General features: G+C 69.6%; 20 protein-coding genes. 10 read left to right on the top strand and 10 right to left on the bottom strand.

The features are described 5' to 3' along the window. Positions 1 to 247: 247 nt before the first annotated feature. Entirely contained in the window at positions 248 to 391 is a 144-nt protein-coding gene (locus H4N58_RS01195; RefSeq protein WP_167001104.1) for a hypothetical protein, read from the top strand. Between the two features lie 84 nt (positions 392 to 475). On the opposite strand, the gene H4N58_RS01190 is transcribed toward H4N58_RS01195, so the two are convergent. The 6 genes from H4N58_RS01190 to H4N58_RS01165 form a co-directional block, all read right to left on the bottom strand. Beyond that, positions 476 to 1,210 (bottom strand): amino acid ABC transporter ATP-binding protein, encoded by a 735-nt coding sequence (locus H4N58_RS01190; protein WP_167001102.1) that lies wholly within the window; start codon positions 1,208 to 1,210, stop codon positions 476 to 478. Then, the gene (locus H4N58_RS01185; RefSeq protein ID WP_243842850.1) at positions 1,207 to 2,055 is read right to left on the bottom strand and encodes an amino acid ABC transporter permease; all 849 of its coding nucleotides are present in this window, start codon (positions 2,053 to 2,055) and stop codon (positions 1,207 to 1,209) included. The genes H4N58_RS01190 and H4N58_RS01185 overlap by 4 nt, the downstream gene beginning before the upstream one ends. Next, on the bottom strand, positions 2,052 to 2,930 hold the full coding sequence (locus tag H4N58_RS01180) for an ABC transporter substrate-binding protein (RefSeq protein WP_167001100.1): 879 nt from the start codon (positions 2,928 to 2,930) through the stop codon (positions 2,052 to 2,054). The genes H4N58_RS01185 and H4N58_RS01180 overlap by 4 nt, the downstream gene beginning before the upstream one ends. A 34-nt stretch (positions 2,931 to 2,964) precedes the next feature. Further along, the gene (locus H4N58_RS01175; RefSeq protein ID WP_167001098.1) at positions 2,965 to 3,405 is read right to left on the bottom strand and encodes a flavin reductase family protein; all 441 of its coding nucleotides are present in this window, start codon (positions 3,403 to 3,405) and stop codon (positions 2,965 to 2,967) included. A gap of 74 nt (positions 3,406 to 3,479) precedes the next feature. Further along, positions 3,480 to 4,598 carry an LLM class flavin-dependent oxidoreductase gene (locus H4N58_RS01170; protein ID WP_167001096.1) on the bottom strand — a complete coding sequence of 373 codons (1,119 nt, stop codon included), beginning with the start codon at positions 4,596 to 4,598 and terminating at the stop codon, positions 3,480 to 3,482. A gap of 284 nt (positions 4,599 to 4,882) precedes the next feature. Beyond that, positions 4,883 to 5,179, bottom strand: coding sequence for a DUF4287 domain-containing protein (locus H4N58_RS01165; RefSeq protein WP_167001094.1), 297 nt, complete (start codon positions 5,177 to 5,179; stop codon positions 4,883 to 4,885). 172 nt (positions 5,180 to 5,351) lie between these two features. Here H4N58_RS01165 and H4N58_RS01160 point away from each other — a divergent pair, with 172 nt between their 5' ends. Both H4N58_RS01160 and H4N58_RS01155 read left to right on the top strand, forming a co-directional pair. After that, positions 5,352 to 6,008, top strand: coding sequence for a helix-turn-helix domain-containing protein (locus H4N58_RS01160; RefSeq protein ID WP_167001093.1), 657 nt, complete (start codon positions 5,352 to 5,354; stop codon positions 6,006 to 6,008). A gap of 7 nt (positions 6,009 to 6,015) precedes the next feature. Beyond that, positions 6,016 to 6,732 carry a hypothetical protein gene (locus H4N58_RS01155; protein WP_167001091.1) on the top strand — a complete coding sequence of 239 codons (717 nt, stop codon included), beginning with the start codon at positions 6,016 to 6,018 and terminating at the stop codon, positions 6,730 to 6,732. A gap of 9 nt (positions 6,733 to 6,741) precedes the next feature. On the opposite strand, the gene H4N58_RS01150 is transcribed toward H4N58_RS01155, so the two are convergent. Continuing rightward, the gene (locus tag H4N58_RS01150; RefSeq protein WP_167001089.1) at positions 6,742 to 7,329 is read right to left on the bottom strand and encodes a GNAT family N-acetyltransferase; all 588 of its coding nucleotides are present in this window, start codon (positions 7,327 to 7,329) and stop codon (positions 6,742 to 6,744) included. A gap of 95 nt (positions 7,330 to 7,424) precedes the next feature. Here H4N58_RS01150 and H4N58_RS01145 point away from each other — a divergent pair, with 95 nt between their 5' ends. Then, entirely contained in the window at positions 7,425 to 8,321 is an 897-nt protein-coding gene (locus H4N58_RS01145) for an aldo/keto reductase (RefSeq protein ID WP_167001087.1), read from the top strand. Positions 8,322 to 8,594: 273 nt separating this feature from the next. On the opposite strand, the gene H4N58_RS01140 is transcribed toward H4N58_RS01145, so the two are convergent. After that, positions 8,595 to 9,800 carry an NAD(P)/FAD-dependent oxidoreductase gene (locus tag H4N58_RS01140; RefSeq protein ID WP_208322225.1) on the bottom strand — a complete coding sequence of 402 codons (1,206 nt, stop codon included), beginning with the start codon at positions 9,798 to 9,800 and terminating at the stop codon, positions 8,595 to 8,597. A gap of 148 nt (positions 9,801 to 9,948) precedes the next feature. Here H4N58_RS01140 and H4N58_RS01135 point away from each other — a divergent pair, with 148 nt between their 5' ends. Continuing rightward, positions 9,949 to 10,863, top strand: coding sequence for an RNA polymerase sigma-70 factor (locus H4N58_RS01135; protein ID WP_167001085.1), 915 nt, complete (start codon positions 9,949 to 9,951; stop codon positions 10,861 to 10,863). 434 nt (positions 10,864 to 11,297) lie between these two features. Then, positions 11,298 to 13,556 carry an N-acetylmuramoyl-L-alanine amidase gene (locus H4N58_RS01130; protein WP_167249396.1) on the top strand — a complete coding sequence of 753 codons (2,259 nt, stop codon included), beginning with the start codon at positions 11,298 to 11,300 and terminating at the stop codon, positions 13,554 to 13,556. A gap of 144 nt (positions 13,557 to 13,700) precedes the next feature. Here H4N58_RS01130 and H4N58_RS01125 read toward each other — a convergent pair whose 3' ends face one another. Beyond that, positions 13,701 to 15,542 (bottom strand): phosphoenolpyruvate carboxykinase (GTP), encoded by a 1,842-nt coding sequence (locus tag H4N58_RS01125; protein WP_167249398.1) that lies wholly within the window; start codon positions 15,540 to 15,542, stop codon positions 13,701 to 13,703. 121 nt (positions 15,543 to 15,663) lie between these two features. Between H4N58_RS01125 and H4N58_RS01120 the strand changes: the two genes are divergently transcribed. The 3 genes from H4N58_RS01120 to H4N58_RS01110 all read left to right on the top strand — a co-directional run bounded on the left by H4N58_RS01120 (position 15,664) and on the right by H4N58_RS01110 (position 17,902). Then, positions 15,664 to 16,002: a helix-turn-helix transcriptional regulator gene (locus H4N58_RS01120; protein ID WP_167001081.1), complete on the top strand. Its 339-nt coding sequence runs from the start codon at positions 15,664 to 15,666 to the stop codon at positions 16,000 to 16,002. Positions 16,003 to 16,118: 116 nt separating this feature from the next. Then, a complete protein-coding gene (locus H4N58_RS01115; RefSeq protein WP_167001080.1) occupies positions 16,119 to 17,126 on the top strand; it encodes a hypothetical protein in 1,008 nt (335 codons plus the stop codon). Continuing rightward, positions 17,123 to 17,902 carry a hypothetical protein gene (locus tag H4N58_RS01110; protein WP_167249400.1) on the top strand — a complete coding sequence of 260 codons (780 nt, stop codon included), beginning with the start codon at positions 17,123 to 17,125 and terminating at the stop codon, positions 17,900 to 17,902. Before H4N58_RS01115 ends, H4N58_RS01110 begins: the two co-directional genes overlap by 4 nt. 29 nt (positions 17,903 to 17,931) lie before the next feature. Here H4N58_RS01110 and H4N58_RS01105 read toward each other — a convergent pair whose 3' ends face one another. After that, complete coding sequence (locus H4N58_RS01105; protein WP_167001078.1) at positions 17,932 to 18,855, bottom strand: LysR substrate-binding domain-containing protein; 924 nt, start codon at positions 18,853 to 18,855, stop codon at positions 17,932 to 17,934. A gap of 108 nt (positions 18,856 to 18,963) precedes the next feature. Here H4N58_RS01105 and H4N58_RS01100 point away from each other — a divergent pair, with 108 nt between their 5' ends. Continuing rightward, a complete protein-coding gene (locus tag H4N58_RS01100) occupies positions 18,964 to 22,413 on the top strand; it encodes a bifunctional proline dehydrogenase/L-glutamate gamma-semialdehyde dehydrogenase (RefSeq protein WP_167249402.1) in 3,450 nt (1,149 codons plus the stop codon). Positions 22,414 to 22,492 lie beyond the last annotated feature (79 nt).

Below are 22,492 nucleotides of genomic sequence, written 5' to 3'. Positions count from 1 at the left end.
AGCGGCCCGCGGACCTCGCCACGGTCCCTGACGGTCGCGACAACGACGGGCTCGCCCTGCGCTTCTGACACGGGTTCCGCTACTGGATTTCACCCGAATCGCGCTGGCGCCGTCGCTGCCGACAAGATCGGCGCCAAGGACATCCGGCGACCGCCGTCAAGGGAGGTCTCAGCGCGCAGGTCGCCGACAAGGTCACGATCGCCCACCTCGGGGGCCCTTCACCGAGAACGCCACCACGGTCGGGAGCATGACGCTCAAGCCCGGGACGTACCTGATCAACGGGTACGCGTTCTTCGACCGGATCGTCACTGCGAAGGAGACGACCAAGGTGTGGGTGTACGCCTTCGGCTACAACGCCGACGTCTCGGTCAGCGCGGTCCGTATCGGCTGACGACCCCAGCGTTGTGAAAGGAACCTGACCGAATCTCGGCCACAGTTCGGTCAGGTTCCTTTCACGTCGCGGACGCGGGGGGCGTCAGGCGAGGTGGCGGGCCAGGAACTCGCGCGTACGAGGGTCCGTCGGCGCGGTGAAGAGCTGCTCGGCGGTGCCGCGCTCGCGGACCACACCGTCGTCCAGGAACAGCACCTCGTCGGCGACCTCGCGGGCGAACTGCATCTCGTGCGTCGCCATCACGATCGTCATCCCGGCCTCCTTGAGGCCACGGACCGCCTCGAGCACCTCGCCGACAAGCATCGGGTCGAGCGCGGAGGTCACCTCGTCGAGCAGGAGCACCTTCGGGCCCATCGCGAGCGCCCGTACGATCGCGACCCGCTGCTGCTGGCCACCGGAGAGCGCGTCGGGGTGCTTGCGCGCCTGGTCGGCGAGGCCGAAGCGGGTCAGCAGCGTCATCGCGCGCTCGTCGGCCTCACGGCGACGGACGCCGCGGGTCTTGCGCGGCCCGAGCGTGACGTTGTCGAGCACCGACATGTGCGGGAAAAGGTTGTACGCCTGGAAGACGATCCCAATGTCGCGCCGCACGCCGTCGACGTCGATGCGCGGATCGGTGATCTCGCGGCCGTCGAACCAGACCTCGCCGTCGTCAACGACCTCGAGCAGGTTGAGGCAGCGCAGCAGGGTCGACTTGCCCGAGCCGGATGCGCCGATGAGGCACACCACGCGATGCGTCGCCACGCTGAGGTCGACGCCCTTGAGGACGTCGTGAGCCCCGTACGTCTTGCGGACCGCGCGCGCCTCCAGCAAGCCGCTCATGCCGCTCCGCTCTGTCGTCGGGCCGCACGCAGCGACAGCCAGTCCGTGAACCGCGCGAGCGGGATCGTCGCCACGATGAAGAACACCGCCGCAACGACCATCGGCGTGAAGATGAAGTCGCGGCTGGAGTAGATGTTCGCCTGCCGCAGTGCCTCCAGCACCCCGATCGCCGAGAGCAGCGCGGTGTCCTTCTGCAGGGACACGAAGTCGTTGAGCAGCGGGGGCGTCACCCGGCGCAGCGCCTGTGGCAGCACGACGTACCGAAGAGTCTTGCCGTACGACAGCCCGAGCGACCGCCCGCTCGCCCACTGGCTCGGGTGGACCGAGAGGATGCCAGCGCGGATGACCTCGGCGACGTACGCACCGTAGCTGAGGGTGAGCGCGAAGACGCCGAGCCAGAACGGGTCGTTCGTGGTGCCCTGAAGGCCGAGCGTCGGCACGCCGAAGCCGACGAGCAGCACGATCAGCAGCGTCGGAGTGCCGCGGAAGACGTCGGTGTAGACCGTCGCGACGACCTTCAGCGGCGCCATCCACGCCGAAGGGACGACACGGATGACGGCCACCAGCATCGCGAGCGCCAGGATCAGCACCTCGGCGATGAGGAACGCCTTGATGTTGACGAGGAAGGCCTTCGCGATCTCCGGGAACGCCGCCTTCGCGTCCTCCCAGTCGAAGTAGGTCTCGCGGACCTTGCCCCACCCTGGCGCCGACGTGACGAGCAGCCAGGCGCCGACCAGGATCACCGCCGTGGACACGAGCGCGATCGTCGTCCGGCGCCGGTCCTGCCGACGCCGGAACGCCAGCCGTTCGAGCTGGCGTTGGCTCACCTCCCAGGAGGCGCTCACGACAGCTCGGGCACGCCCGTCGTCTGCGACAGCCACTCCTTCTCGAGGTCGGCGAGCGTGCCGTCCTCACGGAGCGCGCCGATCGCCTCGTCAAGGCAGGTCACGAGCTCGCTGCCCTTCTGCAGGAGGAGCCCGAACTCCTCGCTCTGGCCGGTGTCCGGCTGGAACTGCCCGACGATCGTGCCGGGCTTGGAGAGCACGGCGGCGGTCGTGTAGAACGCCGACGGCAGGTCCATCACGAGCACGTCGATCTGTCCGACCTCGAGCGCCTTGGTGGCCTGGTTGGTGTCGTCGTACACGCGCTCCTGCTTGGCCGGCGCGATCTGGTCGATGGCGGTGAGCGACGTCGTCCCGACCTGCGCGCCGAACTGCGCGTCCTTGAGGTCGGCGAAGCTCGTCGCCTTGGCGTACGGGCTCGACTCGAGCGCGACGATCGCCTGGGCCGCCTTGTAGTAAGGCTCCGAGAACGTCACCGCCTTGGCGCGCTCCTCGGTGATCGAGATCTGGTTGATGTCGAAGTCGAAGGACTTCTCGCCCGGCTGATAGCTCGTGTTGAACGGGACGGCCTCCCACACCACGTCGTCCTTGGCGAAGCCGAGCTGGTCGGCGATCGCGTACGCGACGGCGCTCTCGTAGCCCTTGCCGTTGCTCGGGTCGTCGTCGACGAACCACGGCTCGTACGCCGGCGAGTCGGTGCCGATCGTCAGGGTGCCGGCCTTCTTGAGGGGAAGGTCGGCCTTCTCGCAGGAAGCGGTCGCGTCGGAGGCGCTGGGCTCGTCGTCGTTGTCGTCCGTCGGCGCGCACCCGACCGCGAGGGTGAGGAGCGAGACTGCGGCGAGCACGGCGAAGCGGGCAGGACGGCGTACGGGGCTCATGGCACGAATCGTAAGTCCTCGACTGCGGGGCGCGTCAGGCATGGGTGCCGAACGTGCGGCGCCAGTACGTGAGCGGGCGTGTGGGGTACGACGCGACGTCGGCCGCTCGGACGTGCGCGAGTGCGAGGACGTGGTCGCCCGCTGGGACGAGACGGTCCACGTCCACGGCGACCCAGGCGTGGCGGGCGTGGAGCGCGGGCGCCCCGTCCTCGCTGTGCCACGACACCTCGGCGAACCGGTCTCCGCCCTTGGTCGCGAACCGCGTGGCGATCGCGCCCTGGTCGTCGGCGAGGACGTTCACACCCAGGCGGGACCCCGGTCGTACGCGGGTCAGCAGCGACGAGCGAGCGTCGAGCGAGACGAGCAGCATCGGGGGATCCATCGACAGCGACATGAACGCGCTCACGGTCGTGCCGTGCGGGACGCCGTCGTCGAACGTCGTCACCACCGAGACCGCGGAGGCGACGTTGCTCATCGCTGCACGGAACGCGCCCTCCGTTTGTCGAGTGCCGGCGAGCCCCCCAGGGCGGGCCGGTGTATCGAGACCGCTCACAGCAGCCCTCGCTGCCGCAGGATCGGCGCGACCCCCTCCGCGAACCAGTACGCCTCTTCGATGTGCGGGTAGCCCGAGAGCACGAACTCCTCGATCCCGAGCGCGGCGTACTCGCCGATCAGGTCCGCGACCTCGACGTGGCTGCCGACGAGCGCGGTCCCGGCGCCGGAGCGTACGAGCCCGACTCCCGCCCACAGCCCTGGGTAGACCTCGAGCGCGCGGGCGTCGGTCGGCGCCACGCCGCCGTGCAGCTCACGCATCCGCCGCTGGCCCTCGGATTCGCTCGACGCGAGCGCCGCCTGCGCCTTGGCGACGTCGGCGGGGTCGAGATCGGCCAGCAGCTGGTCGGCGACCGCCCACGCCTCCTCGCTGCGGTCGCGGCTGAGGGTGTGTAGCCGGATGCCGAAGCGGACCTCGCGGCCCTCCTCCTCGGCGAGCTTGCGGATCCACTCGATCTTCTCCGTGACCTGCGCGGGCGGCTCACCCCACGTCAGATAGACGTCGACCTGCCGCGCGGTGACCGGGCCCGCCGCGGCCGACGAGCCGCCGAGATAGATCGGGGGCACCGTCGCCGCCTTGCGCGTACGGGCGTCGGCTACGTCGTAGTAGTCGCCGGAGAAGTCGTACCCCGAGTCGGCGAACGCCCCCCGGAAGATCGCGAGGAACTCCTCGGCGCGGGCGTACCGGTCGTCCTTCGCGACGCGGTCGCCGAACCGCAGCTGCTCCGAGGGGTCGCCGCCGACGACGACGTTGAGGGCGAGCCGGTCGCCGGAGACACGCTGGAACGTCGAGGCCATCTGGGCGAGCAGCGTCGGGTTCATGAGCCCAGGACGTGCCGCGATGAGGAACTTCAGCTTCGTCGTGTGCGCGAGCAGCGCGGACGCGATCACCCACGCGTCCTCGCACGGCGTGCCCGTCGGCGTGAGGACGGACTCGAAGCCGAGCCGCTCGGCCGTACGGGCGACGTCGACGAGGTAGTCGAGGTCGGGCTCGCGATAGCGACCCGCCGTGTGCGCAGCGCCGCCCGCCCGCGCCACCTCGGTCGGCACGCTGTGTCCGCCGCCGACCAGCGTCCGGCTGTCTCCGGTGGTGGGAAGGAACCAGTGCAGCTTCATGGGGGGCCTTTCGAGACGGCGACAGACGCACGCCACCTTCTCTCGGCGGCGGAGCGCAGGCACGGTTATCGCTCACGGCGGGTGAAACCGTCCGACTTCCGTCGTCCCCGACGAGACGGGTCCTCGCGCGGGCGGTGGCCCGTACGGTCCGGTCCATGTCCGAACGCCGTCGCGCCCTCTCCTGGCTCCCGGCCGTGGTCACCGCGGCCGTGGTCGCGGCACACCTGACGCCCCCGGGTCACCGTCGGCCACCCCCGGGTCACCGTCGGCCACCCCCGGGTCACTCAGGCGTACGCGGGGTTGGTCGCGGCACCGTCGAGCCAGAGGGTGTCCGACGCGTCGCTGTGCGTCCCGGTGGTCCCGACATGCTTGGAGCTGATCTTCGGTCCGTTGCGAATCACGCGCCACAGCGCCATCGCGTGCCCACGGCCGACCCCGTACTCCTCGTCGAGCCACGCCACCACCTGCCCCGCCTTTGCACTCGGCTCGGCGAAACCGCGGTCGCGTGCCTCGTCGACGAGTTCGTGCGGAGTCTTGCCGGTCTTCTTCTCGATCGTGTCGAGGTACGCCTGGAAGGACATGGTGTCGGTCTCCTCAGTAGGTGCGAATCGCTTCGTCCGTCGGACTCACCGGATCAGACCGATGGCTCGGACGAATCTCATCGCGAGTGACCCGCGGACCGCAGACACCGACCCGCGGGCGCCAGGAAGTGACCCGCGAACACTTGTCTTCGAGATCGCGTAGACTTGTGTCGTGAGCCTGATCGGGGTCCGCGATGCGGCCGAGCGCCTGGGGGTCTCCCCGCGGCGCGTGCTGCAGCGCATCGAGGACGGCACGCTCCCCTCCGTACGAGTCGGGAGCCAGTGGGCCATCGACCCCGCTCACCTCCCGCTCGCGCGGGGACGCCCGTCGCGTCCACTCTCCGCGCACATGGCGTGGGCACTTCTCGACTATCTCGACGGCGGGACACCCGACGTCGCACCGACCGAGCGCAAGCGCCTCCACGCGTACGCCGACCGCCTGCGGCAGGCCGACGACCCCGCGACGCTCCTCCGCGCCTGGATGGAGAAGCGTGCCGACCGCCACGAATACCGCGCCGCGGCCGCCGACCTCGACGACCTGCGTGACGACGAGCGCCTGCTCCGCTCCGGCGCCAGCACCGAGGACAGCTTCATCGTCAGCCCCGTCGCCGAGGCCTACGTGGCGGCCAGCGACCTCGACACGGTCGTCGACGACTACTTCCTCGTGCCGGCCACGCGACCGGACGGCAACGTCATCCTCCACGTCGTCGCCAAGATCCCGGCACGAATCGCCTGGCCGGTCCTGGCAGCCGACCTCGCCGAGCACCTAGGATCCCGCGAGAGCGCCCGTGTCGCAGAGCTCGTCCGCGACCGCCTGCCGCGAGAGTGAGGACCCCGTGAGCATCGTGCTGCCGGTGATGAGCGCCGAGCAGGAGGCATCCTGGTTCGGCCTGTTCCACCTCGCGAAGAACGTCCCCGAGGGGTGGACGCTCGTCGGCGGCCAGATGGTCCACCTGCACTGCGCCGAGCGCGGGGTCGAGCCGTACCGCTCGACCCCCGACGTCGACACCGTCCTCGACGTGCGTGGCCACCCGCAGATCCTCATGACCGTGACGTCCGCGCTGGCAGACGCCGAGTTCGAGCCGCGCGGGCTGACCGCGAGCGGCAAGCAGCACCGCTGGGTACGGGGTCACGCGACGATCGACGTCCTGATCCCGGCCTTCACGGGGCAACCCGGACGCGGCATCGGCGCAAGCGGCTACCCGGGCTTGGCGACCCCTGGCGCGATCTACGCGCTCAGACGCTCGGAGGCCGTCGAGGTCACGGTCGGTGACACCACCGGCACCGTACGGAGGCCGACACTGCTCGGCGCGCTCGTCATCAAGTCTGCGGCGTATTCGATCACCGTCGACCCCCACCGCGAGCGCCACCTCGACGACTTGGCGCTGCTCGCGTCGATGCTCACCGCGCGCGACCTGCGGGGCGCCGAGCTGTCGAAGGGCGAGGCGAAGTACGTCCGCGAGGCGGCACCCGCCGCTCGCGACCACCTCGCGGCGCGGATGATCGACGGCGCGACCGACGGCCTCACCCGCCTCGCGCGCGTCATCGCCTGACGCGGGTGTCTAGCGCGACCGACCGGCGCCGGCCGCCCACTCCTCGGCGAGGATCCCGTACGTGTAGCCGTCGACCCACCCGAGCTCGGCGTGCCACGAGTCTCGGACGCCGTGCTGCTCACGGCGCATGCCGACCTTCTCCATCACCCGCCACGACGCGTGGTTGTCAGCGAAGCAGGCGGCGGTGATGCGGCGGAGACCGAGCTCGCCGAACCCGAGGTCGAGCAGTGCTCCCGCGACCTCCGTCGCATAGCCACGCCCGGCGAACCCCGACGCGAACGTGTAGCCGATCGACCCCTCGACGCGGTGCCAAGGCTGATCCCCGTGCCGCTGACCGAGGCCGTCGGAGACGCCCAGCGACGCGATCCCGATGGCCGCCCCGTCGAGGTGCACGACGACGGCGTGGTCGAGCGGGTCGTCGATGCTGTCGAGCCAGGCCTTGCGGAACGCGTCCGGCTCGACGACGGTCCGGATGAGCCACCGCTTCACCTCGGGGTCGTTGCGCCAGACAAGGACCTCGTCGAGCGCCTCCTCGGTCGGCAGGCGCAGCTCGAGGCGCTCGGTCCGGCGCGGCCACGCGATGTCGGGATTCGTCACGCGAGCGAGACAACCAGACCTTGCCGAGGTGAGGCAACGCAGTTTCGGCGGCGTGCCATCAGCGTGCCGCCACGTGACGCTGCCAGACTCGTTCGATGACCGAAACGAGAATCTCCGCGGACTCCGCGGGCGCCTGGCAGCTGGGCGACCTGACGGTGAACCGGCTCGGGTTCGGCGCGATGCGGCTGACCGGCAGCGCCGCTTTCGACCTCGGAGTGGCAAGTGATCGCGACCGGTCCGTCGAGGTGCTCCGACGTGCGCTCGACCTCGGCGTCAACCACATCGACACGGCCGCGTTCTACTTCTCCCCGCTGCGCTCGGCGAACGAGCTGATCAACTCCGCGCTCGCGCCGTACCCGGACGACCTCGTCATCGCCACCAAGGTCGGCCCCGGAAGGGACGTGTCCGGCGCATGGCTTCCCCCTGCCCGCCCCGACCAGCTCCGCGGCCAGGTCGAGGAGAACCTTCGCCAGCTCGGTCGCGACCACCTCGACCTGGTGAACTTCCGCAGGATGCCGACCCTGAAGTCGATCAGTGAGCATGTCGGAGCGCTCGCTGAGCTGCGCGACGCTGGACTGGTCCGACACATCGGCATCTCCGCGGTCGAGCGCACGCACCTAGACGAGGCAAGGGCGGTCACGCCTGTGGTTTGCGTGCAGAACCGGTTCGCCATCGGGGCATCGGACGAGGCGCACGACCTCCTCTCGACCTGCGGCGAGCATGGCATCGCCTTTGTACCGTTCTTCGCTGTCGCCGGCGGCGGCGCGGAGCGCGGCCGATCCGCCTCCACCGAGGACGACGAGACGCTCACGATCGCGGCAGCGCACGGTGCCTCGCCCGCGCAGGTCCGGCTCGCCTGGACGCTCCAACAAGGGGCCCACGTGCTGGCCATCCCCGGGACGAGCAATCCGGACCACCTCACGGAGAACGTCGCGGCAGCCGGGCTCCGCCTCACCGCAGACGAGCTCACTCGCCTCTCTTCTCGCCAATGATGCGTGCCCGCTCTTGTTCGAAGTCCCTCGCAACAAGGGGCTCTTCACTGGCGTCTCGCGACGACACATCTCTCGCTCATGTCTCTGAGGCCGACCGGATGCAGGAACTGCCGGCGGCGGGGATCGCCGACGTCTGCCGCGGGGTCGCTGGCCAAGACGCACGACTGCTGGACGCTTGGGCGAGGCTCGCACCGGAGCCCGGTCGGTCACCACGCGGTGAGTCGCACCGGGGCTCCAGCGAGGAGGTGGTCTCACGCCCGGACAGTCTCACGTTCAACGGTCCCGGCGTGCCTTCCGAGGGCCCCGTCGCGCCAGGAGTGCCATCGGGATAGCGAGTCGGCGCGACAGTCCGTAGGTGGTCGAAGGGCTACCGGTCACGGCCTCCTTGTAGCGGACGGCGGACTTGCCGGTGAGATACCAGCGGCTCGGAGAGTCGTCGATCTTGGTGAACTGCACGACGGCGTCATTCCGGCCGAGGCTCACGGGTTGGTGGATATACGCGAATCGGAAGGGCTTCGGTCGCTTGCCGCGCAGGATCCGCCCGATGTTGTCGGCCGCGTGTGCGCCCGATGGCATGCCGCTCTGGCAGGTCCCGTGAATGACTCCCCAGGGTTGCTGGATCGCCGCAGCATCACCGATGGCGAAGATGGATGGGTGTGAGACCGACCGAAGCTCGGGGTCCACGACGATCCGCCGCTGGGGATCAACGGTGAGGCCGGCGTCCGCGGCCAAGGGCGAAGCCCAGAACCCCGTGGTCCAGAGCGTGGCATCGGAGGCGACAAGCTCTCCGCCGGCCAGCACGACCGCGTCGGGCAGGACCTTGGTGATCTCGACGCCGGTCCGGCTCTCGATGCCCAGCCGCTCGAGCACGCCGAGCAGATAGCTCCTGGCTTTCGCGTTCATCAGTGGCGCCGGCTCGTCACGCCCCAGGAGGACGACCCGTACCGACGGGAAGGACTCGGCGATCTCGGTGGCCGCCTCGACACCAGTCAGGCCGTTGCCACACACCACCGCGGTGCCGCCGTCGGCGACCTCCGTGAGTCGGCTGGCCAGCTTGTTCGCCGAGGACGGCGAGTTCAGGGTGTAGGAGTGCACGTCGGCACCGGGCACGTGGTTCGTGGGGGTCGCGCTGCCGATGGCGTAGATGAGGGTGTCGTAGTGAAGGGTGGTTTCGCCCTGTTCGGTGGCTACGGCCAGCTCCTGTCGCTCAGCGTCCAGGTCGGTCGCGGTCCCTTCCACGAACTCAATGTCCAGTCCCTGCACGAGATCTGGGATCGCGAGGTATTCCATCTCTTGGTGCGTCGCCTGCTGGTGCATGCGCAGGCGTTCGTTGAATCGGCTCGAGGGGTTGACCAACGTCACTCGTCCGCCGATCGCCCGGCTCCGGCGCGCGACCCGGATGGCTGCCATGATCCCTGTGTAGCCACCACCGATGACCACGGTCTTGTGGTGCGTTTCCTTGTTCGTCATGTGCTTCATCCTTTGTTCTCGGTTGCTTGTATCCATGACGAGACACCTGCGGCAGGTGTGACACTTCGGCCGTGAGTAGCCGCATCCGGGCCTCGATCCAGCACCACTTGTCACACGAAGCGCTCCTGTGTCGTCAGGAGCGGTATGGAGGACGCAGATGAATGATGAGCCCGAAACCGACAACATTTCGCGTCAGCTGTTCTCGATCGCCTACCGGATGACAGGGAGCGCCAGCGATGCAGAAGACCTGGTCCAAGAAGCCCACGAGCGCCTGCTCCGAGCCTTCGCGGCCGGCACTGTTGTGGAGTCCAAGCCGGCGTTCCTGACCACGATCACAACCCGGCTCGCAATCGACCACCTCCGCTCCGCACGGGTCCGGCGCGAGTCCTACGTGGGGACTTGGCTTCCTGAGCCGGTGCTGACCGACCCCGACCCTTCGGAGCATGCCGCCATGTCGGACTCACTGTCCCTGTCGTTTCTCGTCCTCCTCGAGAGGCTCAGTCCGATCGAGCGCGCTGTGTTCCTGCTCCGCGAGGTTTTCGTGTACCCCTACGACGAGATAGCCAAGATCGTCAACAAGAGCGAAGGGAACTGTCGGCAGGTGTTCTCGCGCGCCCGGACCCGGATCAGCGAGGGCCGCCCCCGCTTCGAGGCCTCCTCACAGGAACGGGAGCTGTTGACAACGAGGTTCAAGGCCGCGGCCGAGGACGGCCAGGTCGGTGCCTTGGTGGAACTTCTCGCCGCCGACGCCGTGTTCCAGGGCGACGGCGGTGGGAAGGCCCGAGCTGTGGCCGAACCAGTGTTCGGAAATGAGCGAGTGGCACGTCTACTTATCGGGTTCTTCAAGCGCTACGCCTCGCTGGGGGCGCGCCTGGAGGCCGCCCACGTGAACGGTCAGCCCGGCCTTCTCGCCTTCGACGCCGACGACCATCTCATCAATGTCCTCGCCCTGGACATCCATGAAGGCACAATCCAGACGGTCCGGTCGATCATTAACCCCGACAAGCTGGCCCACCTCGGCTACCCGGTCTCCGACATTGCCCGCATCGGTCCGCCCGATGGCCAGAAATGACAAAAGGATGCGTCGGCCGGCGTTTCGTGGAGCTGGCGGAATCAGTCTCGCCTCATCAAGCGTGAGAACTGCCCTTCTCCGGGTGAGCCGGCACCCGGGGATCCGGGAGGAGCTGTGAACGACCAGCTCGACCACCCCAGAATCGCCAACGCCCCACCGAAGCGACCAACGGTCGACTCGAACCTGCGAGGCTCGCCCTCGGCTTCACTCACCTCACCCATCACATCGCCAGATGCGTACTCGAAACCGGCGGCTTCAAACCCCACCTTCACCCGCAAATATGAAGAGCCCACTACGGGCTGACCACGGGAGGGCGACTTTACGTAACAGATCTTCGTCCCAGGTGCTGATACTCCCCGTGGCGGAACCACCGCAGTTGCGCTTGCATCCAGAGGATCACCTGAACCGATCAGGCGACGGAAGGAGCCACTCGCGTGCGAACCACACTCGTCCGGGTCGGCGTCGTCGGGGGAGCATCAGCACTGCTGCTGACCGCCCTGCCCGCCTCGCTCGTCTCGGCATCACCCCCCTCTGACCGACCAGCCGTCGACTGCACCGCAGTCCTCGCGACACCGACCCTCGACTCCGCGTTCGACGCCGCTGCGACCGCGGCCGACGTCCCCGCGAACCTCCTCAAGTCCGTCTCGTACCTGCAGTCCCGCTGGGAGGGCCACAACGGCCAGGCGAGCAACGATGGCGGGTACGGCATGTTCAACCTCAAGGCCACGACGGCGGCGGTGCCCGACGGGGCCGGGAAGGGCGGGGTCTCGACAGGCTCGACCGACGGGGCCGGCTCGACCGACGGGGCCGGCTCGACCGACGGGGCCGGCGGGGTGGGCCGTACGACCAGCGAGCTCGACCGCGCCGCCACCCTCACCGGACTCACCGTCGACGCCGTGAAGACCGACGACCGCGCCAACCTGTGCGCGGCCGCGGCACTGACCGCCTCGTACGCGCCCGACCTCGACGGCAGCAGTCCGGCCAAGGACTGGGCTCCGGCGATCCGGCGGTTCGGGTCCGCCGACAGCTTCGTCACCCAGGTGCTCGCGGCCGCCCGTACGGGTCAGGACCGGGTCACCTCGAGCGGCGAGCGCGTGACTCTCGAGGCCGACCCGGCGATCGCCGTCGCCAGCCCGACCGCGAGCGACCCCGAGACCGACTGCCCGACCGACCTCGGCTGCGAGTGGATCCCGGCGGGCTACGCGAAGGGGAACCCGACCGACCCTGACAGCACGGGCAACTACGGCAACCACGACAAGGCCGACCGCACCGGGCCCGGCGGACCCAAGCTCAAGTACATCGTCATCCACGACACCGAGACCGCGTACGACCCGACGATCCGGCTCGTCACCGACCCCACGTACCTCGCCTGGAACTACACGATCCGCTCCTCCGACGGGCACATCGCCAACCACCTCGACCCCAAGGACGTCGGCTGGCACGCGGGAAACTGGTACGTCAACGCGCACTCGATCGGCATCGAGCACGAGGGCTGGGCAGGCTCGGCCGGATGGTTCACCGAGGCGATGTACCAGCAGTCGGCGACCCTCGTCCGCCATCTCGCCGAGAAGCACGACATCCCGCTCGACCGCGCCCACATCATCGGGCACGACCAGGTGCCCGGCATCCTCGCCGGTTACACCAAGAACGTCCACTGGGACCCGGGGCCGTACTGGGACTGGGAGCACTACTTCGACCTGCTCGGTGCGCCGATCGGCCAGTCCGCCAAGAACACTGCGGGCGTGAAGGCCGGCGACGTGGTCGAGGTCCGTCCCGGCTACGCCGACAACATCAACCCGGTCACCGGCTGCCAGCAGGCGTCGCCCGGCTCCGGTGACTGCGTCGCGGGCCAGGGTACGAACTTCGTGCTCGCGCGCCAGGCCCCCGCCGCGGACGCGCCTCTCGCGAACGATCCGGGCTGGAAGCCGAACGGCGCCGCCGGCACCTCGTACGCCAGCGACATCAGCGCCCGCATCAACGCCGGGCACAAGCTCGTCGTCGCGGAGGTGCGCGACGGGTGGCTCGGGGTCTGGTGGGCCGGCTCGCTCGTGTGGATCGCGAACCCGGCCGACGATCCGAGCATCTTCCGTACGACGGCCAAGACCGTGACCGTGGCGTCGGAGACGACGGCAGCACCGGTGTACGGGCGGGCATACCCGGAGCCGGAGGCATACGCCCCGTACGAGATCCCGGTGCAGGCGATCGGCGCGCTCGAGTACACGGTCGGCGTCGGCCAGCGCTACGCCGTGAGCGACGACGACGTGGAGACCGACTACTACTACGCGCAGTCGTTCGACGGGTCGATCCCCGATGACCGTACGGACGTGAAGGGCGCGTTGCGCTACTACCAGCTCTGGTACACCCACAAGCAGGTGTTCGTCCAGGCCGACGACGTCGTGCTCGACGACCCGGGCAAGCGCGCCGTCGTGCCGACGGCGCTGCCGCGGATCACCGGCGAGGCCAAGGTGGGCTCGACGCTGACGGTCAGCAACGGCCGCTGGTCGCGCGAGGTGCACGGGTTCGACTACCGATGGCTCGTCGGGGGACGCGTGGTCAAGGGTGCAACGTCGTACGCGTACACGCTGAGCGCGGCCGACGTCGGCAAGCGGGTCGTCGCCGTGGTGTCGGTCGACGACCGCACGCTGTATCCGATGGTCGCGCCGTCACTGCCGACGGGGAAGGTGGTCGAGTAGGCCGGAGCGCTGGTTGAGCCTGTCGAAACCCACCGGGTAGACGGTTGAGCCTGTCGAAACCACCCCGGGTAGGTGGTTGAGCCTGTCGAAACCCAGGTTTCGACAGGCTCAACCAACGGGGCCGGCCTCAACCAGCGGGGGGGCTCAGGCCTCGGCGTCGAGGGCGGCGGCGACGCGGCGGTGCGCCTCCCAGATCTCCTCGGGCATCCGCTCGAACTGCGCGAGGTGCTCCTCGCGGAAGCCGATCTCCTGGCGCCAGCGCTCGATGTCGATCGAGAGGATCGTGTCGAGATCCTCCGGGGTGATGTCGACGCCGTCGAGCTGCAGCTCCTCCTTGGTCGGGATGATGCCAACCGGCGTCTTGCGGCCGGTGACCTCACCCTTCTTGAGCTGGATCAGCCACAGCAGCGGGCGCAGGTTGTCGCGGTATCCGGGCCACAGGAAGTGACCGTCCTCCGGGTCACGCTGGAACCAGTTGACGTGAGCGAAGATCGGCAGCTCCTTCGCCGCACCGACCACGTCGAGGTAGTGCCGCGCGTAGTCGCCCTCGCCGTACGCCATGAACGGGCGGTTGGACATCGGGTCGTAGCGCAGCTGCCCGTCCACGCCCTCGGCGGCGAACGTCGCCTCGGCGCCCAGCGTCAGCCCGTCGTACACGCCCTCGGCGAGGTCGTCGATCGCCCGGATCAGCGGCTCGCGGTCGCGCGTACGGCCACCGAAGATGATCGCGTCGATCGGCACACCTGCAGCGGCGTTGTAGTCCGGCGCGATGTTGGGGACGTTGTCCAGCGTCGTCGTGAAGCGGCTGTTCGGGTGCGCCCACGGCTCACCGGCCTGCTCGGGCGTCCGGTCGGCGATCGGGTTGCCCTTCCAGTCGAGCCACCCAGTGACGTCGGCCGGCGGAGCGGGGGTGCGGCCCTCCCACCAGACCTCTTGGGTCTGCGGGTTGTACGCGACGTTGGTGAAGATCGCGCCTGTGCCCTCATCGATGGAGTGCAGCGCAGTCGGGTTGGTCGTCTCGTTGGTGTCCTTCGCGACACCGAAGACGCCGTACTCCGGGTTCATCCCGTAGAGCTTGCCGGTCGCCTCGTCGACCCACAGCCACGCGATGTCGTCGCCGTAGAACGACACGTGATAGCGGTCGCCGAGCGCGTCGGGCGGCAGCATCATCGCGAGGTTGGTCTTGCCCGAGGCGCTCGGGAAGCCGCCGCAGACGTGGTAGGTCTCGCCGGTCTCCTTGTCGTGGATGCCGATGAGCATGTACTGCTCGGCGAGGTACTTGCGCGAGTCCCACCCGTCGTACGCGCCCTGGCGCAGACCGTGGGCGATCTTGCCGAGGAGCGCGTTGCCTCCGTACGAGGAGCCGAAGTGGAGGATGGTCCGCTCGTCGGCGACGGTGACGAAGTAGCGCTGGTCGTCCGGCGTGCCGTGCCCGAGGGACTCCAGGTCGCCGGTGACGTGGACGGCGCGGACAAAGCTGTCGGGGTCTTCGAGATCGTTGACGAACTCGACGCCGACGCGCGCCATGCGGATCATGTGGAGCACGACGGTCCGGGTGTCGGTGAGCTCGACACCCGCGGCCCAGGGTGCGAGCGCGTTGCCCGGAGGTGCCATCAGGTAGGGGACGACGTACATCGTCTTGCCCACCAGCGCGTCGCGCATCTTGCTCTCGAGCAGCGGCCGCATCTCGGAGGCCGGCCGCCAGTTGTTGTAGACGCCCTTGTCCTTGGGGTCGTTCGTCGCCACGATCGTGCGCTCCTCTGAGCGCGCCGTGTCCTTGTGGTAGCTGCGGGAGTAGTAGCGTCCCTCGCCCGCGGGCTGCAGCTCGCCGGCCGCCAGGGCCTCGTCGATCAGGCGCGCATCGTCTGCGGCACTGACGACCTCGACACGGTCGGCGCCGGTGAGCTCAGCCCAGTGGCGTACGTACTCGCGCACGCGGGGGTTGGTCAGGCCGGCTTCATCCATGGCCTTGTCGGGATCTGCCATCGGTCTCGGGTCCTTTCGGATCGGCAAGGTGCGATGAAGGGTACATGAGTTGAAGAACTCTGCAATAACCCCTACGTTTGTTGCCCCGAGCACCATTCGACGCCTGAGCGGACGAGAGGCGATGACGAGCAACGTACCGCTTTACCAAGCGAAGGCTGAGCTGTTCCGCACACTCGGACACCCCGCCCGCATCCGCGTTCTCGAGATCCTCCAGGCCGGGCCGACCCCCGTCCGCGACCTGCTCAACGAGCTCGAGATCGAGGCGTCCAACCTCTCTCAGCAGCTCGCCGTCCTGCGCCGCGCGGGCCTCGTGACGTCGTCACGTCAGGGCTCCACGGTCCTGTACGCGCTGAGCACGTCTGACGTCGACGACCTGCTCGCGGCCGGTCGCCGGATCCTCGCCGACATCTGGCAGGACACCGAAGGCATGCTCGCCGCACTGCGGCGCGACGGCGGCTGAGGCAGCCCTGTCGAAAAAGCACCACGTGATGAAACTTCTGGGCGCGTGTCCGGATTTCACCACAGACTGACTCCCACCGAGGCGTCAGGGGGACGCCTCCGTTCAGGGGGAACCACATGCCGACCACACCCAAGCTGTCACCGTCCGTCCTGCCGCTCGACCGCCAGGCGACCACGTCCGTGAGCCAGGGCCGTCCGCTCCCGACACCCGATCTGGTGCCGGGCAAGAAGACGATGAACCTGCAGATCCAGGGCGGCTCCTTGCCGGTCCACGTCTCGTTCGTCACGCCGTGGGCGAAGGCGCCGAGCCCGACGTACGTCGCCGGGTTCCAGCTGAACAACGTGAGAGACCTCAGGATCGACTACGACTCCGACGTCGACCCGTACGTCCTGAAGTCCGGGCAGAACGTGTGGCAGACGATCTCACCAGGCTCCTGGATCGTCGTCACGTCGGCGACCACCGGCGGCCTCGTCGGCGTCTACAAGATCCCCACCGACAACACGCCCGACCCGATGGTCATCCCGATCGGCGCGACCAGCCTGCAGCGGATGCCCTCCAACATCGACGCGCCACCGGACGATTTCAGCGCCGTCACGCTGCAGCGCTCGCCCTCGCCGATCCTGGTCAACTTCGCACCTGACGCGACCTCGATCAGCATGGGCCAGTCACCGAAGTACGTCGTCGTCCACGAGCAGTACTGGCAGCTCGGCGGGGTCACCTGCTCGCTCGCACCGCAGGAGAAGCGCTCGCTCAGCTTCCTCCGTACGGTCGGCCGCCTCGACTCCACGACGAGTCAGGAGCAGGTGCAGTCGAGCTTCAACACGTCCGTCTCAGCGTCGGCCTCGTGGGGCTGGGGATCACTGTCGGCCTCGGTCTCCGCCTCGCTGTCGAGCTCGTCGTCGACCAGCCAGACCACGACGATCACGTCGACGGAGACGACCGTGGTGAACCAGTCGGTCGAGAACAAGGGCACGGAACCGGTGACGATCCTCGAGTGGCAGCTGGTCGACCGCTTCACCGTCGTCTCCACCGAGCGGCCGCCTGCCGTCATGGAAGCCGGTCAGCCGGCGACCGTCATGCGCTTGTTCCCGCCGCACGCCGACGTCGCCCTCACCACGCTGTGAGGGTCATCTTCTGGAACGTCCAGCGCTCGGGCCTCGATGAGGGCGGATGGCTGGAGGATGGCCTCGCCGACCTCATCCACCGCAACCCCACCCCCGAGGCGATCGTCCTGTGCGAGCTGAGCGAGGGGTATACGGGCGGACAGCTGGGGTACGCGGTGCAGGGCTGGAACTGGGAGGTCGTCCCCCTGTCACCGCTGGGCACCGGAGGCAACTACCTCAAGGACACGTCGCTGCGGCTGGCGGCCGTCCAGCCGCAGCACGGCCTGTTCACCCAGACGCTGGTGGGGCGCGGCGTCGGCCAGTCCCGGCCGTCGCTCATGCTCACACGTCACGGCGGCGGCGCCGTCGAGCACGTCGCGTTCGTCCACCTGCCCGCACAGCTCGGCGCCTTCAGCGCGGCCGTTCCTACTGCCGCCCTGACCGAGATCGCTGTCGGTCTCACGGCGGACGGGCACCACGTGGGCCCCGCAGGCCCGTACGACATCTCTGCCGTCGTCGGTGACCTCAACGTCAATGCCAGCAACCCGGTGGACCTGGCCGCGTTCACCCTCGCTCTGAACGCCACCGCGTTCCAGAACTTCGTGCGCGCCCGTCCGTTCCGACAGACCCACAACAGTGGAAGCGAGCTCGACTGGGCGTTGGTCGCACCTGGAGTGCCCGGTCCCACGGTGGACCGACTCGACTGGCGCCGAGCCAAACCCGATCCTGACGGCGACTTCGTTCCCGGCACCAGTGCGAAGAACTCCGACCACTGGCCGATCCTGCTCACCTGGTAGCTCGACGCGGACCGTCGGCTCGTCGCGGGCTACGTGCTCGCGGCGGGCGGCTCGGCCGCCAGGGTGCGCATGATGCCGTGCAGCGACGCGCGGCACGCCTCGACGGCCGGGGTGTCCGCGAGCGAGGCGCGGGTCGCGGTGAACACCGTACGCCGCGGCGCGCCGGGCAGGTCCACCATGCGCACCTCGGGGCTCCTCCGTACGCCCATCAGGCCCGGCAGCAGCGCGACCGCGTTGCCGGTCTCGACCAGGGCGACGTGCGCCTGGAGATCGGCCGTCTCGTACCGCACATCGGGCTCAAACCCGGCCGTACGGCACATCTGCAGGGCCCAGTGCCGTGACGCCGCGCCCTGTGGCTCCATCACCCACGGAACCTCGGCCGCGTCGTCGATGCTCCCGATCGCCGACCACGGCTCACCGGTCGGCGGCACGGCCAGTCGGAGCGCGTCGGTCGTCAGCGGGTCACGGTCGAGCTCGGGGTGCCACGGCGCGGCGTGCCCTGGGTACTGCTCGGCGATCACCAGATCGAACTCGCGCACCCACGTCTCGTACAGGGCCTCCTCGGGCTCGCGCTGCGACATCGTCACGCGCAGCTGCGGGTGGTGTGCGGCGAGGTCGGCGAGAAGCTGGGGCATGAACGCCAGCGCGGCCGACTGGAAGACGGCAACCCGCAACGTGCCGGCGGCCTCGGCGCCAAGCGCACTGACCTCAGACTCGGCCTGCTCGAGACGCTGGAGGATCGCGTCGGTGTGACCGACGAGCAGCTCGGCGGCCGGCGTCAGCTGCACACGGCGCCCGGCCTTGCGCAGCAGTGGGACCCCGACCTCGCGCTCGAGCTGGGAGAGCTGCTGCGAGACCGAGGACGGGCTCTGGTGCAGGGCCTCGGCGACCTCGGCCAGCGTGCCGCGCAGGCTGAGCTCGCGCAGCAGGCGGAGCCGTCGTACCTCGAGCACGATCGTTCAGTTCTCCTAAGCCATATTGTTCAGAAAACGTCGCTTTACCTTACGATATCTCGCGCTGATACTGACGTCATCCCTACTCCTTTCCTTCTCGGGGGCACCATGACGACGCTGGCCCGCGGCCCGCACGACCTCGGTCACGACCCCGACGATGCGCTCGTCCACGAGGTCGAGACCCTCGTACGACAGTGGCTCGACGCCGCGGCGACCAAGCCGGTGGACCCGGCTGCGCGCCAGCTCGCCGCCGTCCTCAAGGACCCCGCGGGCCTCGACTTCACGGTCGGTTTCGTCGATCGCGTCATCCGGCCCGAGGACACCGGGGTCGCCGCGCAGAGCTTCCGCGAGCTCGCCCGGCGCACGCCGCGCTTCCTGCCCTGGCACCTGCGCACCGGCGTACGTCTCGGTGCAGCCGTCTCGGCGTTCGCCCCCGGCCTGGTGATCCCGATCGTCCGACGCGCGCTGCGCCACATGGTCGGCCACCTGCTCGTCGACGCCACCGAGAGCCGCCTCGACAAGGCGATCACGCACCTGCGCTCGCGCGACGTACGGCTCAACATCAACCTGCTGGGCGAGGCCGTCCTTGGGGAGAAGGAGGCCGACCGTCGCCTGGCCGGGACGCGCCGCCTCCTCTCGCGCCCGGACGTCGACTACGTGTCGATCAAGGTGTCGGCGACCGTGCCCCCGCACTCACCGTGGGCCTTCGACGAGGCCGTCGCGCACATCGAGCGGAGCCTGCTTCCGCTGTTCCGGCTCGCCGCTGACGCGCCGACGTCGAAGTTCATCAACCTCGACATGGAGGAGTACCGCGACCTCGATCTCACGATCGCGGTCTTCACCCGTCTGCTCGACCGGCCCGAGCTCAAGAACCTCGAGGCCGGCATCGTGCTGCAGGCCTACCTGCCCGACGCGCTGTCGGCGATGCAGCACCTGCAGGAGTGGGCGGCTGCGCGCCGCGCTCGGGGCGGTGCCGCGATCAAGGTGCGTGTCGTGAAGGGCGCCAACCTGCCGATGGAGCGGGTCGAGGCAGCGCTTCACGACTGGCCGCTCGCGACGTGGTCGACGAAGCAGGAGTCGGACACGAACTACAAGCGCGTCCTGCGCTGGGCGATGACGCCCGAGCGGCTCGCGAACGTACGCCTCGGCGTGGCCGGGCACAACCTCTTCGACGTCGCGTACGCCTGGGTCCTGGCCGGGCGGCGCGGGGTCCAGGACGGGCTCGAGTTCGAGATGCTCCTCGGCATGGCGGAGGGCCAGGCGGCCGCCGTGAAGGAGACCGTCGGCGGACTCCTTCTCTACACGCCCGTCGTGCACCCGCAGGAGTTCGACGTCGCGATCGCCTACCTCGTCCGCAGGCTCGAGGAGGGGGCGAGCCAGGACAACTTCATGTCCGCCGTGTTCGACCTCCACGACGACGCCGGGCTCTTCGCACGCGAGCGCGCACGTTTCGTGGCCTCGCTCGAGGCGCTCGACGACACGGTCCCGCCGCCGCACCGCGTCCAGGATCGCCGGCTGCCCGTCGCCGACACGCCTTCGGCGGAGTTCGCCAACAGCCCCGACACCGACCCGTCCCTGCCCGGAAACCGCGCGTGGGGGCGCGCGATCACGCAGCGGATCGCGACCTCGCGGCTCGGCGACGACCTCGTCGCCGCGCACACCGTCACCGACGCCGGGACGCTCGACGCGCTCGTCGAGGGCGCCGCGGCCAGCGGCTGGAGCGACCGTACGGGGGCCGAGCGCGCGGCCGTGCTGCGTCAGGCCGCCGTCGAGCTGGAGCGCCGTCGCGCCGACCTGCTCGAGGTGATGGCGTCGGAGTGCGGCAAGACCCTCGACCAGGGCGATCCGGAGGTGTCGGAGGCGATCGACTTCGCTGCGTACTACGCCGGGCTCGCCGAGGACCTCGACCGCGTCGACGGTGCGGTCGCCCGCCCCGTACGGGTCACCCTCGTGACCCCGCCGTGGAACTTCCCGGTCGCGATCCCGACCGGCTCCACCCTTGCCGCACTCGCCGCCGGGTCGTCGGCCGTCGTCAAGCCCGCCACCCAGGCGCGGCGCAGCGGGTCGATGATGGTCCAGGCATTGTGGGACGCCGGAGTTCCGCGCGACGCGCTGTGCCTCGTCCACGTCGACGAGGGCGACCTCGGGCAGCGCCTCGTGTCGCACCCGGCCGTCGACCGCCTGATCCTCACCGGCGCCTTCGAGACCGCGGAGCTCTTCCGCTCGTTCCGTCCCGACCTGCCGCTCCTGGCCGAGACCAGCGGCAAGAACGCCCTGGTCGTCACGCCCCACGCCGACCTCGACCTCGCGGTGAAGGACCTCGTGCACTCCGCCTTCGGGCACGCGGGCCAGAAGTGCTCGGCCGCGTCGCTGGCGATCCTCGTCGGCTCGGTCGCCACGTCGCGCCGGTTCCGCGAGCAGCTCGTCGACGCGGTGTCGTCGCTCAAGGTCGGCTACCCGTACGACCCGACGACGCAGATGGGCCCGCTCATCGAGCCGGCCCGCGGCAAGCTCCAGCGTGCGCTGACCGTGCTCGCTCCGGGTGAGGAGTGGCTCGTGGAGCCGCGCCCCCTCGACGCTGACAGCCCCGATGGCAGCGGCCGCCTGTGGTCGCCCGGCGTGAAGACCGGCGTCAAGCGCGGCTCGGAGTACCACCTCACGGAGTACTTCGGCCCCGTCCTCGGGCTGATCTCCGCCGACACTCTCGACGAGGCGATCGCGATCCAGAACGAGGTCGACTACGGCCTCACCGCGGGCCTGCACTCGTTCGACCGGGACGAGCTCGCGCAGTGGCTCGCGACCGTCCAGGCGGGCAACCTGTACGTCAACCGCGGGATCACCGGCGCGATCGTGCGTCGTCAGCCGTTCGGCGGCTGGAAGAAGAGCGCGGTCGGCGCCGGGACGAAGGCGGGCGGGCCGAGCTATCTCGTCGGCCTGAGCGACTGGGCGAGCGCACCGGCGACGGTGACCGCCCCGATCGACGGCGCACCGCAGCAGCTCCTCGACCTCGCCCGCTCCGTGCTCGACGACGACGCGCTCGCGCTCCTCACCCGCGCGTTCGGCTCCGACGCTGCGGTCTGGGCGTCCGATCTCGGCGTCGCCAAGGACGTCACCGGGCTGGAGATCGAGCGCAACGTGCTGCGTCACCTCCCCGTCCCGGCGTGGATCCGGCTCGAGTCCGGCTCGGTGACCGAGCTGCTCCGCGTCGTCGGCGCCGCGCTGCGGGCCGGCGCCCCGGTGCGGATCTCGACCGTCGAGCCGCTGCCCGAGCGGGTCGCCACCGCGCTCGGCGGCGTCGGGCTGACCGCGGTCGTCGAGGACGCGGCGACCTGGCGTGACGCCCTCGCCGGGCTGCCGTCCGGGCGCGTACGCCTCATCGGCGGTGACCGGATCGCGTTCGCCGCCGCCAGCGCCGGCCGCCCCGAGATCGCGCTGTACGCGCAGCCGGTCGTCGAGGCGGGACGTGTCGAGCTGCTCACGTTCGTGCACGAGCAGGCGATCGCCGTCACCGACCACCGGTTCGGCTCCCCGACGACGCTCGTCGACGGGCTGCTCTGACGGGCTGCGTCCGGTGCGCTGTGACGGGAACGACGGAACAGGCGAGCCGTCCCCGTGCGTTGATTGACAAGGCAACCAT

The sequence above is a fragment of the Mumia sp. ZJ1417 genome (assembly GCF_014127285.1).
Classification (GTDB): Bacteria; Actinomycetota; Actinomycetes; order Propionibacteriales; family Nocardioidaceae; genus Mumia.
The sequence above is the reverse complement of the archived record's forward strand: the minus strand, read 5'-3'. Positions and strand labels throughout refer to the sequence as shown.